The organism is Streptococcus marimammalium DSM 18627 (assembly GCF_000380045.1).
In the GTDB taxonomy this organism is placed as follows: domain Bacteria; phylum Bacillota; class Bacilli; order Lactobacillales; family Streptococcaceae; genus Streptococcus; species Streptococcus marimammalium.
On sequence record NZ_KB904360.1, the window covers coordinates 24,753 to 40,335 of the forward strand.

Here is a 15,583-nt window from a genome sequence, read left to right on the forward strand (position 1 = left end):
TTCCTCCATTTTCTTTTCAATTATCTAAAATAAAACTCTTGTACATCTATTATACAAGAGTTTTCTTTATTTTCACACATATTCTCTAGGAATTCGCTCACTAAGCAAACATAAAACTTCATAATTAATTGTTTTCCTTTGTTGAGCTACTTGAGTTGCAGTAATTATTTGCTTGCCATCTCTACCAATTAAAGTCACTTTGGTGCCTAGAGGATAATAGTTAGGCAAACGAATAGTCATCTGGTCCATCGACACACGTCCAACAATCTCACAAAATAAGCCATCAACTAAAACTGAGAATCCTTGCATATCTCTGGTCCAACCATCTGCATAACCAATTGGAACTGTTCCTATCCATTCAGATTTTTTAGCACAATAAGTAGCACCATAGCCAATCAACTCTCCTCTACTTATCTCTTTGACATTGACCAAAGCAGATTCTAAATGAAGTGCTGGCTTTAAAGGGTAAGGTAGCGCCAATGCATCACCACTAGGATTAAGCCCGTAAATCGCTATTCCTATTCTAACAGCAGTCATGATACTATCAGTATGCCATAAACTAGCAGCTGAATTAGAAGCATGAATAATTGCTGGTTTGTTTTTTAATTGACCAATCAATTCTTTAAAGAAGATTAGTTGCTTTTGATATTGAGTATTATTTTTTTCATCTGCTGATGCAAAATGGGTAAAGATACCTTCAACATTAGCTCCATGCTTTGTTAAACCATTAATGAGTTGATTAGCTTCTTGAAAACTTCTAACGCCTATTCTTCCCATCCCTGAGTCAACTTTAATATGGACAGATAAATGAGATAAACAAACTCCTTCTTTTTTTGCCAATTTTAACCACTCTAGACTGGCAATGGTAATTATCAAATCATACTGGATGGCAACTTTAATTTCATGAGGCAAAATCACGCCTAACACTAAAATAGGTATTTTAATTCCAGATTGGCGCAACTCTAAACCCTCATCAATATTAGAAACACAAAAGGTATCCACTTGATGCTCAATTGATTTTGCAACTTTAACAGCACCATGCCCATAAGCGTTAGCCTTCACAACAGCAAAAAATTGAGTGTTTTTAGGAAGATGAGCTTTAGTAATCTCAATATTGTCACTAATAACTTGTAAATCAACCTTAGCTTTCGTTGGTCGATGTAAACTAGAAACCATCTTAACCCTCCAAAATTACACTAGCTTGTACGAAATGACCGCTATGAGAAATACTAATAAATATCCTTCCTTCAAAAGGAGCTTTGGAGATATAAGGTGCACCTTTAACATTATTTAATACCTCAATATCTTGAAAGCTCACCTTACCAATACCAGTTCCTAAAGCCTTAGCAAAAGCTTCTTTTGCTGCCCAGCGACCTGCCAAATATTCCATCTTACGCTTACCCTTAAATTGATGAAAAACTACTTCTTCTTGACTGGTTAGAATTCGCTTTAAAAAAGAAGTATTTTTATCATAGGCTTTTTGAATAGCTGTCACATCTTGTAGGTCAATACCGTGTCCAATAATCATAATAACCTTCCATAATCTAACCATTATTAGATTTCTTTATTAGCTAATGTTTGGTATATTTCTTTTACTAACAACTCTGTTTTTTTCCATCCTAAACAAGGGTCAGTTATCGATTTACCAAATACATCTGGTTTGTCTTGGCGTCCATCTTCTAGGTAGGATTCAATCATGAAACCTCTAACATGTTGTTTAATTATTTTATTCCAATCACGATTTAATAATGTTTGGCGAACAATTCTAATTTGTTCCAGATGATTTTTTCCTGAGTTATCATGATTGGTATCAATTATCACAAAAGGATTAATCAAATGCATCTCTTTATAATAAGCAATCACTTTCAACAAGTTATCATAATAATAGTTTGGGATGTGCTCACCATATTCATTGATTGCTCCTCTAAGAATGACATGAGCATAAGGATTACCATCTGTTTCGACCTCTTCGTTATGGTAAATAAAATTTTGCTTATTTTGAGCAGCATATATACCATTAAACATCACATTAAGATTCCCTGAGGTGGGGTTTTTCATCCCAACTGGTGTATCAATACCAGAAGCAAGAAATCTATGCTCTTGATCTTCAACTGATCTTGCACCAATAGTATGATAGGAAACAAGATCATCAATCAATGGATAATTGGAAGTATAAACAAGCTCATCAGCTGTGGTTAATCCTGTCTCTGTAATCACACGATAATGAAGCTTTCTAACCATTTTAATACCATTGATTAAATCTGGTAATCCTTGAAAATTGGGTTGGTGGACTAAACCCTTATAACCAATTCCACTTGTTCTAGGTTTTGCTGTATATACACGCATAATTATAAAAAGTTTATCACTGACTTCTTCTTGTAGTTTTGATAAACGTTTAGCATATTCTAATACAGCTTTCTCATTATCTGATGAACAAGGTCCAATTAATAATAAAAGACGTTGGTCTTTTCCTTTTATGATATTTATTAATTCTTTATCCCTTATTTGTTTTTTTCTTAAAAATGTACCTGTTAGTGTGGTCGCTTTTTTTAATCCTTTAATATTTATTTTGCTACTTTTTTGATGTATTCCCATCTTTTTCTCCAACACATTAATTGATATTTTCTATTTCTAAACAAAAATGTCTTTTAATGTGTACAACGATTTTTTAATGAAAAAGAGTCGCACTCATCATTAGTGATGACTTGCGATTCTTTCTCATCATTTTTTAAAGTAACATTGTGAAATCAACTGTTACGCTTTTGACGTCCGTGACAATTTTTAAATTTCTTACCTGAACCACAAAGGCATTTATCATTTCGTCCAACATTAGAGAAATCATATTGAGAAAGTTCTTCTTTTTCTTCTGAGGTTCTAGCAGAAATATTTGCAACTGCTGTTGTTCGTGATTGGATTGGTGCTTTCTCACGTTCTTGTTCATGAATTTGTGCTTTCATCATAGTTCTTGTGACATCAAATTCAATAGCTCCAATCATTTCTTGGAACATTTCAAATCCTTCTGATTGATACTCAACGATTGGATTATTTTGAGCATAACCTCTCAAACCAACAGCACTACGTAGTTGATCTAAAGCATCAATATGGTCAGTCCACTTGTTATCTACAACCATTAGTAACAATACCTTTTGAAATTCAATGACTGCCTCTTCATCACGTAATTTTGAAATTTGCTGTCTGTAAACTTTTTCGGCTCTCTCAAATAACTCTTTTTTAATCTCAGCATCATTAAGGTTTTCAATATCTGATAAGGAAATTGAATCCTCAGGTAAAAGGTTAGTTTGAGCAAAGTTTAAAATAGCTTCAAGGGCAAGTTTTCTTTCACTACGACTATGACCATCAACTGTACGGTCAATTGTCCGCTTAATCATTGACTTGATCTCTGGACCAAGATCACGATTAGCTGTTATTACATCGTAACGTTGCGCATAGATAATTTCTCTTTGTTCACGCATAACATCATCATATTGTAAAACTTGTTTACGAGTATCATAGTTGTTACCCTCAACACGTTTTTGTGCTGACTCCACTTGATTAGTTAACATTCGTGACTTAATCACAGTGTCCTCTTCATCAAGATTCATTCTTTCAAAGAAGCTTTTAATCCTTTCTGAACCGAATCGACGCATTAAATCATCTTCTAGTGAAAGATAAAATTGTGATTCACCGGGATCTCCTTGACGTCCAGAGCGCCCACGTAGCTGATTATCGATACGACGACTTTCGTGACGCTCGGTACCAATAACACAAAGACCACCACGTTCTCTAACACCATCACCAAGTTTAATATCGGTACCACGACCAGCCATGTTGGTAGCAATGGTTACTGCTCCTCTTTGTCCAGCATTCATGATAATTTGTGCTTCTTTAGCATGATTTTTGGCATTTAATACTTCATGAGGAACACCAGCTTCAACAAGCATTTTAGAAAGTAAATCACTTGTTTCAACAGCAACTGTACCAACAAGAACAGGTTGCTCATTTTCATAACGTTGTTTTACATCTGCAACTACAGCTCTAAATTTTGAACTTAGAGTTGGGTATAGTAGATCAGAATGATCAATACGAGCAATTGGTCGATTGGTAGGAATAGGAATAACTCGCATGTTGTAGATTTCACGAAATTCATCTTCCTCAGTTTTACCAGTACCAGTCATACCTGCCAATTTTCGATACATACGAAAGAAATTTTGGTAGGTAATTGAGGCACTTGTTTTTGATTCATCTTGGATTGGCACACCTTCTTTAGCTTCAATTGCTTGGTGTAGTCCATCTGAGAAACGACGACCTTCCATTGTACGACCAGTAAATTGATCAACAATAAGAATCTCTTCTTTTTCACTAACCACATAATCAATATCAAGTGTCATGATAAAGTTAGCTCGAAGTGCATTATCCAAGAAGTGGGTTAAAGCTACATTTTCAATATTATAAAGATTTTCTAAATTGAAATACTCTTCGGCCTTATCAATTCCTGAATCTGATAATCCAATAGTTTTTGTTGGCACATCAATGATATAATCATCCTTTGTCAGAGTTTTAACAAAACGATCAGTCCAGTCATACAATTTGTTTGTTTCAGCACTCTCAGCACCAGAAATAATAAGTGGAGTTCTTGCTTCATCAATTAAAACTGAGTCAACCTCATCGACTAAAGCATAATTTAGAGGACGTTGAACCATAGCTTCTTTACGAACAACCATATTGTCTCTGAGATAATCAAATCCAAACTCTGAGTTAGTTGAATAGGTAATATCACAAAGATAAGCTTCACGTTTTTCTGCAGGAGACTTAGCTGCCAAATTAATCCCAACAGACAGACCTAACCAACTATATAATTCTCCCATTTCTGTCGCATCACGTACAGAAAGATACTCATTAACAGTAACAACATGAACCCCTTCACCTGAAAGAGCATTTAAATAAACCGGCATTGTTGCCGTCAAAGTTTTACCTTCTCCGGTTCTCATCTCAGCGACATCACCGTGATGTAAAACAACTCCTCCCATGATTTGAACATGATAAGGAAATAGTCCTAAAACACGTTTTGAAGCTTCACGAACAACAGCAAAAGATTCCGGAAGCAACTCATCGAGTGTTTCACCTTTTTGATAACGTTTTTTAAATTCCTCAGTCTTAGCTTTTAAGGCGTCATCAGAAAGTGATGCCATTTCATTTTCATAACTTTCAACTTTTTTTGCGATTCTATCTAGTTTTTTTAATTCACCGTTATCATTTTCAATAATTTTACGTATAATATTTGCCATTATCTTTCCTTTCGATACACTTATCGGTTTATTTTATCATATTAATCAATCTATTTCAAGATTTGAAGGCAATGAAAAGACTTATTTTAATTCAAGTCATTTTTAAAAATAACATTTAAAAAAACGAAACTACTCAAGTTTCGTTTTTTTATTAATTTTATCAAAAAATAAAGTATAAAATTCATTAACCAATCGATCAAATTCTTTTTGAAAAAAATCTTCATTTTCCGTATCAAAAAAGAAAGATTTTATCGGATTTGTTTCATAATCAACATAAGAAATGAATTCTACTTTTTTTCCATCGTAAAGAAATTTAAGCATAGGATGTGGTGTATTTTCACCACAAAATCCTGGAACAGAAATAGTCAAACTATAGACATTATCATTATGTGATTTTACGCGATAGTAGCGCCCATTATGATAATCTCGGTTATTATTACAATAGTTTAAAATGATATCAAGCTTCTTCATTCGGAAAGTCCTCTTCATTGCTATAACTAGCAATAATTTCTAATTGTTCTCCACTAAAAGTCCATTGTTTAATCGAATAAGGTAAAATAAAATGATTTCCTTTTTCAATAGGATAGATGTCTTCATCAATTATGAGATTGCCTTTACCTGATAGCACACTAATCAAATAATAAGGTGCTACTTGATTAAAAGTCACTGATCCATCAATTTCCCATTTGTAAACCGTAAAAAAGTCCTCATCTACCAAAAGAGTTGAAGTCAGATGTTTTGTTTTCAACGTATTTGGATAACTATTTTTTGGAACACCAATGGTTAAAACATCAATTGATTTTTTTAAGTGTAATTCTCTTTTTTGACCTTTTTGATCTTTACGATCAAAATCATAAACACGATAAGTTGTATCACTTGATTGTTGTGTTTCTAAAATCATGATACCCTTACCAATAGCATGCATGGTTCCACTTGGAACGTAGAAAAAATCACCTGCTTTTACAGGAATTTTAGTCAACAAGTCATCCCATTTTTTATTTACAATCATTTGGGCTAGTTCTTCTTTATTTTTGGCGGTGTGACCATAGATTATTTCTGCGCCTTCATCTGCTGAAATAATGTACCAGCATTCCGTCTTACCAAACTCTTTTTCGTGTGTCATCGCGTATTCATTATCCGGATGAACTTGGACACTCAACCAATCATTAGCGTCAATAATTTTAGTTAGTAAGGGAAAAACAGAAGTTTTGGGTTGCCCAAATAAATTAGGGTGATTATGATATAGAAAGTCAAGTTTTTGACCTGCATATTGGCCATTTTTAACAACTGAAATACCATTGGGATGTGCAGAAATAGCCCAACATTCACCTGTTTGATCACTAGGAATATTATAGCCAAATACATCTCTTAATTTAGAACCACCCCATATTTTTTCTTGCATAACAGATTCTAAAAATAACGGTTCTGACATAATCTTTCCTTCTTTCTATTTTCTACAATTTTAACACAAAATAAAGAAAAAGAAGAGACTATACTGTCACTTCTTTTTCAAGAAGAACATTGGTAATTGCTTTAAGTTATTGACCAATGTCTATTTTTTATCAGTCATAAATTGATTTAAAAGACCATTAATAAATTTGCTTGATGTAAGGTCAGAATATTTTTTAGCCAATTCAATTGCTTCATTAATTGCTACTCTATCAGGAGTATCCTCAAAAAAGCAAATTTCATACAATCCTAAACGTAGGATTATTTTATCTGGTTTTGTTAGACGTGAAAGAGTCCAACCGGTCTTTAATTTTTCTTCAATCAATTGGTCAAGTTGTGATTGTTTATCAACTACTCCCTTAACAAGAGAAATAAGAAAATTTGGGATTTCCACTTGCCTGTCATCTATTTTTTGTTCTTTATCATAAGTATAAATAAAAGAAATAGCATCATCTATGTTATTGCCATATTCTAAACTAAAAAGAGCTTGAAAGGCACGTTCTCTTAAATCTCTTCTAGAATCCTTAACGTTATTAGTCATCTAGAAAATCCTCATCAAACAAGGATTTCATATCTGGTTTTGGTGCTTTTTCAGGGACGATGCCAACGATATGAACGTTGACTTGAGAAATTGTTATTTCTGCCATATCATATATCGCATCTTTGACTGCTTTTTGGATTGCTATTGATACTGCTGGAGCATTGACACCATATTGCAGGTAAACAAAAAGATCAGCAATCACATCACCCGTCTCCTCAGTTTTGAGATAGACACCACGTCCTCTATGTGCTTTGTTAAAAGTGTCTGCTACTTTTTTATTGTGAAGGGAGTGAACACCATCAACTTTAGTAGCAGCAATACCTGTAATCACTTCAAGCACGCGCGGAGAAATAACAATTTCTCCAATTGATTCATTTGTCATAGATTTGTCCTTTCAAATATCTATCGCTTCACTTTGCTTAATAAAATTAAGCACGAGATACATACGATCCCTCAGCAGTGTTGATGATTAATTTTTGACCCACTTCAATAAAGTCAGGAACATTAACCACTAAACCAGTTTCTAACGTTGCTGGTTTCCCAGAACCAGTTACAGTAGCACCTTTAATTGATGGTTGTGTTTCGGTAACTGTCAATTCAACAGTTGTAGGAACTGTAACACCAATCACCTCTGATCCATAAAATTGAATTTTGACATCGGAATTCTCGAGAATATACTTCAATTCTTCTTCAATGTTAGCCACTGGGATTTCATATTGATCATAGCTGTCTGTATCCATAAAGTAAGCTGTGCCATCCATTTGATATAGATATTGAGCTGGATGCGTTTCTATAATCGCTTGCTCAAATTTTTCTTCAGGACGGTAGCTAGTATCAAAAGTTGAACCAGTGCGAACATCGCGCAATTTCATACGCATAATAGTATTTCCCTTACCTGGTTTATGGTGACTAGCTTCTAATACTTTAATCAATTTGCCATCCGTTGTTTCAAATGTCATTCCTGCTTTAAGCTTACTTGCTTCAATCATTTTTTTACCTCTTATTAATTATATTTATCATCTCATTTTATCATAAAATTGGCCTTGACTCAAATTTTTATGGTAATAGTCTCTTAGTAATCGTTCAATAAGTTTTATTTTGTTATTTTCCTCAGTATTATCCTCCCAAAGTTAATTTGGGAACACCATGCTCTATATATTCTACACCTTTTTGTGCCATTAATTCTTTAGCAAAAGCATGAGGATTGTACGGTGTTTTATAAGTAATTTTTTTGATACCTGCTTGTAAGAGCGCCTTTGTACAGTTGATGCAAGGAAAATGGGTGACATAAATTTCAGTATTATTAGTTGAAATGCCCTCTTTAGCACACTGAATCAAAGCATTCATTTCAGCGTGAACAGTTCTAATACAGTGACCATCTTCCATTTGATGACCTACTTCACTACAGTTTGCTGTTTCAGAGACACCACCATTGTAGCCAGTTGCAATAATACGATTATTCTTCACCAAAACTGCACCAACATAAGCTCTATCACAAGTAGAGCGTTTTGAGATGAGTTCAGCATTGGCCATAAAATAATCCTGCCAGGTTAACCGTTTTTCTGCCATCATTTTTCCTCCTACAAAACAATTAATTCTTTTGGAGCCTTGGTTAGCACTTCGCACCCTGTTTCAGATATCAATAAATCATCTTCAATGCGAACACCATATTTTCCTTCAAAATATATTCCAGGCTCATCTGTGACTACCATACCAGCTTCTAATTTTTTATCACTTTTACCAAAAAATGGAAGTTCATGCACATCTAAGCCCATGCCATGCCCAATACCATGAGTAAAGTAGGAACCATAACCTGCTTTTGCAATAACATCTCTTGCAATGCCATCATAATCTCGATAGCTAAGGCCTGCCTTAGCTTTTTCAATCAATTGTTGATTACTCTGATAAACTACATCATAAATAGCATGTTCTTCATCACTCACCTGACCAATATGGATAGTTCTTGTCATGTCACTGACATAGTGCTGATAAATGCAACCAAAATCAAGGGTCAAGCTTTCACCATTTTCAATAATTTTTTGACTAGCAACACCGTGAGGCATAGAAGAACGATAGCCTGAAGCAACAATGGTTTCAAAAGAAATCCCTGAAGCCCCTAGTTCACGCATACGAAAATCAAGAAAGTTAGCTACTTCAAGTTCTGTTTTACCTGGTTTAATAAAATCAAGGGCATCAATAAAGGCTTGATCAGAAATCTGACAGGCTTTTCTTATCAAAGCAATCTCACTTGTATCCTTAATAGTCCTCAATTCTTCAATAAAATTATCTAAAGGCTGTATATCATACCTTGAAAAAAGTTCTTTAATCGTTTGATAAAAAGCAAAAGAGATTTGTTTATCAAAACCAATTTTCTTGATGTTATTACCTTCAATCACTTTTAAGATTTCAGTTAGTGGGGAACGTGTTTCAATAATTTCAAAGCCTTCAATCGTTTGCTTAGCAATCAAAGAATACCTAGCATCCGTTAAAAAGAGACGGTGATTTTGACTGATAAAAACTGTTCCTGCTGAACCCCAAAATCCGGTTAGATAATAAATGTTTTTTTGACTAGTCACAAGAATGGCGTCGATATTAGCTTGTACTAATTTTTCTTCAAGTTTTTTAACTCTCGCTTCCATATAATTTCTCCTTCAAATAATGACCAGTATAAGAGTCAGAAAATGTTGTAATCTCCTCTGGAGTTCCTTTAGCAATGACGGTTCCTCCGCCTTCACCACCTTCTGGACCTAGGTCAATAATGTAGTCCGCTGTTTTAATGACATCAAGATTATGTTCGATGACTAAAACAGTATTTCCTTCTTCGACAAAATGTTCTAAAACTTTTAAGAGCCTTGCGATATCATCTGTATGAAGGCCAGTTGTTGGCTCATCAAGAATATAAAAACTCTTTCCGGTTGAGCGCTTATGTAATTCGCTAGCTAGCTTCATCCGTTGTGCTTCTCCGCCTGATAGAGTTGTCGCTGGTTGTCCTAGGGTAATATAACCCAAACCAACGTCTTGAATCGTTTTAATTTTTCTAGCAATTTTAGGAATATTGGTAAAAAAATTAACAGCATCATCAACAGTCATTTCTAGAACATCTGCAATATTTTTATCTTTGTAGCGAATATCAAGGGTTTCACTATTATAACGTTTTCCTTGACATACCTCACAAGGAACATAAATATCAGGTAGAAAATGCATTTCAATTTTGATGATACCGTCACCTGAGCAGGCTTCACAACGACCACCTTTGACATTAAAACTGAAACGTCCTTTTTTATACCCTCTAATTTTTGCTTCATTAGTTTTTGCAAACAATTCTCTGATATCATCAAATACTCCAGTATAAGTTGCTGGATTAGATCTTGGCGTTCTTCCTATAGGACTTTGGTTAATATCAATCAAACGTTCAATATTTGAAATCCCTGAAATTTTTTTATGTTTTCCTGGTTTATCAGAATGGCGATTTAGTTTTTGAGCAATTGCTTTTTTAAGAATACTGTTCACTAAAGTAGATTTTCCTGAACCAGAAACACCTGTTACTGCAATGAATTTACCTAAAGGAAATCTGACAGAGATATTTTTCAAATTGTTTTCACTTGCTTCGATTACTTCAATAAATTGACCATTACCTAAACGGCGTTTCTCAGGAATTGGAATCATCTTTTTTCCTGACAAATATTGTCCAGTAATTGAGTTTTTCTTCTTAGCTACTTGTTTAGGTGTCCCAGAAGCAACAATTTCACCGCCAAGTACACCGGCTCCTGGTCCGACATCAATCAACCAATCTGCTTGTTTCATTGTGTCTTCATCGTGTTCAACCACGATTAAGGTATTGCCCAAATCTCTCATTTTTTTCAAACTGTCAATCAAGCGATCATTATCTCTTTGGTGAAGACCAATAGAAGGCTCATCAAGGACATACAAAACACCACTTAGGTTAGAACCTATTTGAGTAGCTAAGCGAATCCTTTGACTTTCGCCACCAGATAAAGTACCGGCAGAACGTGATAAGGTCAAATAGTTAAGCCCCACATTATTTAAAAAGGTCAGTCTATCAGTAATTTCTTTGAGAATTGGCTTAGCAATCATGGCCTCATTGTTTTCTAAGTGTAGGGTTGGAAGAATAGCCAGATGATTTTCAATCGATAAATCAGATAATTCACCAATATGATAACCACTTTCGCCACCAACTCTGACAGATAACGCTTGATCATTTAAACGGTAGCCATGACATAATGAACAAGGGAGTTCGTTCATATAAGAACGCATTTGATTTCTCGTATAATCGCTATTGGTTTCATGGTAACGACGATTGATGTTGGTTAAAATACCTTCAAAAGCAATATCAATATCACGTATGCCACCAAAATCATTTTCGTAATGAAAGTGAAACTCACGTCCCTTTGAACCATTTAATATGATATCTTTATCCTCATTTGATAAATTTTCAAACGGGGTATCCATATCAATACCAAACTGCGTCATGGCCTGTTCAAGCATTTGTGGATAATAGTTGGAAGAAATAGGATTCCACGGGGCAATTGCTCCTTCTCTTAAAGTTTTTTGAGGAACTGGAATAATCAAATCCATGTCAACGATTAACTTATGTCCTAATCCATCACAAGTTGAACAAGAACCAAAGGGAGCGTTAAAAGAAAAAAGGCGTGGCTCTAATTCTGGAACTGTAAAACCGCAAATAGCACAGGCATAGTGCTCCGAAAATAGCAATTCATTGCCATCCATCGTATCAATAACTACATAACCATCAGAAAAATGAAGTGCTGACTCAATCGAATCAAACAAACGACTTCTAATACCTTTTTTGTTAACTAAACGATCAACAACTACTTCAATGGTATGTTTTTTATTCTTTGATAAGTCAGGCACATCATCAAGATCATAAATCTGACCATTGACTCTTACTCTTACAAAACCATCTTTTTGAATTTGATTAAATATAGCCTTATGTTGTCCTTTTTTTCCTCTCACAACTGGAGCAAGAACTTGCATTCGTGTTTTTTCAGGAAGAGTTAATACCTTATCAACAATTTCTTCAACAGAGGATGCTTTAATAGGACCATGACCATTTTTGCAATAAGGTGTTCCGACTCTTGCATAAAGAAGTCGTAAATAATCATTAATTTCTGTCACTGTTCCAACTGTTGACCTTGGATTTTTACTCGTTGTTTTTTGGTCAATCGAAATAGCTGGACTAAGCCCATCAATAGAATCAACATCAGGCTTATCCATATTACCTAGAAATTGTCTCGCATAAGCAGATAAACTCTCAACGTAACGTCTTTGTCCTTCAGCATAGATGGTATCAAAAGCTAAACTAGATTTACCAGAACCCGAAAGACCAGTCACCACGACAAATTTGTTTCTTGGAATTTCAACATCGATATTCTTTAAGTTATGGGCTCGTGCTCCCCGAATAATTAATTTATTTTGCATGATTAGACTCTCTTTCATCTCACAATGCTTTTAAAAAGCATTGTCTTTATTATATCAAAATTTCTATTAATCAGTTACCCACAAAACTGATAATTTATAGTATAATAGTACAATACACGAAAATATTAAGGAGGGCTACTAATGAAACAAATGTTTCTTTCACGAGCAACACATTTTGAAGAGATTAAAACATTTGAGCCAGGTGCTTGGATTAATTTGGTAAACCCTTCCCAGGAAGAATCTGTTAGTTTAGCTGAGGCCTTCAACATAGATATTGCCGATTTAAGAGCACCTCTTGATGCAGAGGAAACTTCTCGTGTATCGGTTGAAGATGATTATACACTCATTCTAGTTGACGTCCCAACCCATGAAGAGCGTAACAACAAAACCTATTATGTCACTATTCCTTTAGGGATAATCATTACAAAAACAGCTGTTATTACAACTTGCTTAGAAGAATTAAGTCTTTTTGATATTTTTTTTAGTAAGCGTGTCAAAAACTTCAATACTTTCATGAAAACTCGATTTGTATTTCAGATTTTATATCGTAATGCTGAGCTTTATCTATCAGCCTTAAGAACAATTGACCGCCAAACAGATCGAATTGAAGCTAGATTAGAAAGAGCAACAAGAAACGAACAGCTAATTGACATGATGGAACTTGAAAAATCGATTGTCTATCTGAAAGCTTCTTTAAAATTCAATGAGCGAATTGTTAAAAAATTAGCCAGTCATAATAGTAGTTTAAAAAAATATGTTGAAGATGAAGATTTATTAGAAGACACTTTGATTGAAACTCAGCAGGCAATTGAGATGGCAGGGATTTATGAAAATGTCCTTAATGCCATGACAGAAACTACAGCTTCAATTATATCGAACAATCAAAATACAATTATGAAAACTCTTGCCTTGATGACAATGGCACTTGATATTCCAACGGTGGTATTTTCTGCCTACGGGATGAACTTTAAAAATAATAATCTCCCTTTAAATGATATGCCACAAGCTTTTTGGCTAATTGTTTTATTAGCTGCGATTGGTAGTGCCTCAGTAGTTATTTACTTTTTCAGGAAAAAATGGTTTTAAACGACAAAAATAGGAGAAATACATGCAAATGCTTAATAAACTTACTAAAAAAAATCAAGAATTTATCCATATCGCAACTAATCAATTGATTAAAGACGGTAAAAGTGATGGTGACATCAAAACTATTCTTGAGGATATCATTCCTCAAATATTAGAACAACAACAAAAAGGTGTCCCTGCAAGAACATTTCTTGGAGCACCAACAATCTGGGCTAGTCAGTTTAGTGATGAAGCGTTGCAAAAAGAAAAAGAAACTGCAACAAAAAATACTAACCCATGGCTAATGTGGTTAGATACTTCTCTATTATTTATTGCTATCGTCGCCTTTGTTAATGCAGCTATGAGCCTTGTTAATCCTGCAGCTACAACGACTGGTATTTTATCACTGATTCTCCTTGGATTTGGTGGGGGTGGCGCTATGTATGCCGTTTATCATAATATTTATCGTCATACAGGTAAACCCAAATCACAGCGTCCTAGCTTTTTAAAAACAGTTGGTATATTAACACTAGCAATGGCACTTTGGCTCTTGGTTTCTGCTTCATCAAGCTTTTTACCAACAAGTATTAATATTCCTCTACCTTTTATGGGGCTATTATTTGTTGCAGCTGTTGCTTTTGGAGCACGTTATTACCTACAAAAAAAGTATAATGTTTTAAATGCAATGACTCCTAAACGTTAAAAATCCTATTAATCAATTAAAATAGTAGTTAAAAAGGATGACCTTAGTCATCCTTTTTACGTTAATTAATTTAAATTCAAATATCTATCAGCTATTAAAGCTCAGCAATTTGATACAATTCTAATTCTGCAGCTGTTTCTGTACCAAACATATTAAGCATAATTTTAACCTTGTTATTTTCAATTTCAACCACACGTCCTTCTTGTCCAATAAAAGCACCGTCAATAATTTGAACCATATCACCTTCTTTGATATTGGTATCAATAACATCAACAGATTGTCCCATTGAAATTAAGATAGATCTAATTTCTTCTTCAAGAAGTGGGGTTGGTTTAGAACGATTCCCGTGAGAGCCAACAAATCCAGTAACATTAGGGGTGTTACGAACAACAAACCAAGCCTCATCAGTCATAACCATTTCTACTAAAACATAACCTGGGAAACGATTTTCTTCAACTTCTTTAGTTTGACCATTTTTTTCAACATTAACTGTTTGTGTTGGAATTTCAACACGTAAAATATTTTCAAGCATATTGTATGTTTGTGCTCGTTGTAATAAATTTTCTTTTACTTTATTTTCATATCCTGAATAAGTTTGTAACACAAACCATCCTTTATCAAAACTATCTAACATAGCGCTTCCTTTCATAATAAAAAAGCCGGAATCGGCTTTATGTTTATTGTTTATTTTATTATATCACAAAATCCTAGAGGCTTGCAAATCTAAAATCGATTTAATAAATCTAAAATCCCTAAAGAAAGTAGATGGTCAAAAATGAAAATCACTAATGCAAAAAAGGCAGTGTATTCTAAAATAGAAATGAAATCATACCAACGTTTTTTTCTACTTGGCCATGTTGTTTCTTTTAATAATGTGAAAATACCCTTAATAAATGCCACGAGAGTCTCCTTATCTGGTTTCTTTATGTAATGTGTAGTGAGCACAATGTTTACAAAATTTATTAACTTCTAGTCTAGTTGTTTTTGGGGTAGAGCTTATCGTTATTGAATAATTTCTTGAACCACAATCAATGCAAGCTAGACTTGCTTTTTTTTGAGTCATAACGCCTCCGTAAATTT

Annotated in this window: 17 protein-coding genes; 2 read left to right on the forward strand and 15 right to left on the reverse strand. The window is 34.2% G+C overall.

Translation table 11 applies throughout. The features are described from left to right. Positions 1 to 72 precede the first annotated feature (72 nt). From alr to uvrA, 12 genes are all read right to left on the reverse strand, one after another. A complete protein-coding gene (alr, locus tag A3I1_RS0106775; RefSeq protein WP_018370528.1) occupies positions 73 to 1,176 on the reverse strand; it encodes an alanine racemase in 1,104 nt (367 codons plus the stop codon). Between the two features lies 1 nt (position 1,177). After that, the gene (gene acpS, locus A3I1_RS0106780) at positions 1,178 to 1,528 is read right to left on the reverse strand and encodes a holo-ACP synthase (protein ID WP_018370529.1); all 351 of its coding nucleotides are present in this window, start codon (positions 1,526 to 1,528) and stop codon (positions 1,178 to 1,180) included. Positions 1,529 to 1,554: 26 nt separating this feature from the next. Further along, positions 1,555 to 2,595 carry a 3-deoxy-7-phosphoheptulonate synthase gene (locus A3I1_RS0106785; protein WP_018370530.1) on the reverse strand — a complete coding sequence of 347 codons (1,041 nt, stop codon included), beginning with the start codon at positions 2,593 to 2,595 and terminating at the stop codon, positions 1,555 to 1,557. A 152-nt stretch (positions 2,596 to 2,747) separates the two neighbouring features. Next, positions 2,748 to 5,285, reverse strand: a complete 2,538-nt coding sequence (secA, locus tag A3I1_RS0106790) for a preprotein translocase subunit SecA (RefSeq protein ID WP_018370531.1) — start codon at positions 5,283 to 5,285, stop codon at positions 2,748 to 2,750. A gap of 129 nt (positions 5,286 to 5,414) precedes the next feature. Then, positions 5,415 to 5,756: a hypothetical protein gene (locus A3I1_RS0106795; protein ID WP_018370532.1), complete on the reverse strand. Its 342-nt coding sequence runs from the start codon at positions 5,754 to 5,756 to the stop codon at positions 5,415 to 5,417. Beyond that, positions 5,743 to 6,717: a mannose-6-phosphate isomerase, class I gene (manA, locus tag A3I1_RS0106800; protein WP_018370533.1), complete on the reverse strand. Its 975-nt coding sequence runs from the start codon at positions 6,715 to 6,717 to the stop codon at positions 5,743 to 5,745. The genes A3I1_RS0106795 and manA overlap by 14 nt, the downstream gene beginning before the upstream one ends. Positions 6,718 to 6,837: 120 nt before the next feature. After that, complete coding sequence (nusB, locus tag A3I1_RS0106805; RefSeq protein ID WP_018370534.1) at positions 6,838 to 7,275, reverse strand: transcription antitermination factor NusB; 438 nt, start codon at positions 7,273 to 7,275, stop codon at positions 6,838 to 6,840. Further along, positions 7,268 to 7,657: an Asp23/Gls24 family envelope stress response protein gene (locus A3I1_RS0106810; protein ID WP_018370535.1), complete on the reverse strand. Its 390-nt coding sequence runs from the start codon at positions 7,655 to 7,657 to the stop codon at positions 7,268 to 7,270. Before A3I1_RS0106810 ends, nusB begins: the two co-directional genes overlap by 8 nt. A gap of 46 nt (positions 7,658 to 7,703) precedes the next feature. Beyond that, on the reverse strand, positions 7,704 to 8,264 hold the full coding sequence (gene efp / locus A3I1_RS0106815) for an elongation factor P (RefSeq protein ID WP_018370536.1): 561 nt from the start codon (positions 8,262 to 8,264) through the stop codon (positions 7,704 to 7,706). 127 nt (positions 8,265 to 8,391) lie between these two features. Further along, entirely contained in the window at positions 8,392 to 8,844 is a 453-nt protein-coding gene (locus tag A3I1_RS0106820) for a deoxycytidylate deaminase (protein WP_026216801.1), read from the reverse strand. An 11-nt stretch (positions 8,845 to 8,855) separates the two neighbouring features. Further along, on the reverse strand, positions 8,856 to 9,914 hold the full coding sequence (locus A3I1_RS0106825; protein ID WP_018370538.1) for a M24 family metallopeptidase: 1,059 nt from the start codon (positions 9,912 to 9,914) through the stop codon (positions 8,856 to 8,858). Beyond that, entirely contained in the window at positions 9,898 to 12,735 is a 2,838-nt protein-coding gene (gene uvrA, locus A3I1_RS0106830; RefSeq protein ID WP_018370539.1) for an excinuclease ABC subunit UvrA, read from the reverse strand. Before uvrA ends, A3I1_RS0106825 begins: the two co-directional genes overlap by 17 nt. A gap of 141 nt (positions 12,736 to 12,876) precedes the next feature. On the opposite strand from uvrA, the gene A3I1_RS0106835 reads away from it, so the two are divergent. Together A3I1_RS0106835 and A3I1_RS0106840 are read left to right on the forward strand one after the other, a co-directional pair. Then, positions 12,877 to 13,821, forward strand: a complete 945-nt coding sequence (locus A3I1_RS0106835; protein ID WP_018370540.1) for a magnesium transporter CorA family protein — start codon at positions 12,877 to 12,879, stop codon at positions 13,819 to 13,821. 22 nt (positions 13,822 to 13,843) lie between these two features. After that, positions 13,844 to 14,503, forward strand: a complete 660-nt coding sequence (locus A3I1_RS0106840; protein ID WP_018370541.1) for a DUF1129 domain-containing protein — start codon at positions 13,844 to 13,846, stop codon at positions 14,501 to 14,503. A 94-nt stretch (positions 14,504 to 14,597) separates the two neighbouring features. On the opposite strand, the gene nusG is transcribed toward A3I1_RS0106840, so the two are convergent. The 3 genes from nusG to rpmG all read right to left on the reverse strand — a co-directional run bounded on the left by nusG (position 14,598) and on the right by rpmG (position 15,566). Then, the gene (gene nusG / locus A3I1_RS0106845) at positions 14,598 to 15,137 is read right to left on the reverse strand and encodes a transcription termination/antitermination protein NusG (protein WP_018370542.1); all 540 of its coding nucleotides are present in this window, start codon (positions 15,135 to 15,137) and stop codon (positions 14,598 to 14,600) included. Between the two features lie 89 nt (positions 15,138 to 15,226). Then, entirely contained in the window at positions 15,227 to 15,403 is a 177-nt protein-coding gene (secE, locus tag A3I1_RS0106850; protein ID WP_018370543.1) for a preprotein translocase subunit SecE, read from the reverse strand. Positions 15,404 to 15,413: 10 nt separating this feature from the next. Then, positions 15,414 to 15,566: a 50S ribosomal protein L33 gene (rpmG, locus tag A3I1_RS08400; RefSeq protein WP_083899806.1), complete on the reverse strand. Its 153-nt coding sequence runs from the start codon at positions 15,564 to 15,566 to the stop codon at positions 15,414 to 15,416. Between the last annotated feature and the right edge of the window lie 17 nt (positions 15,567 to 15,583).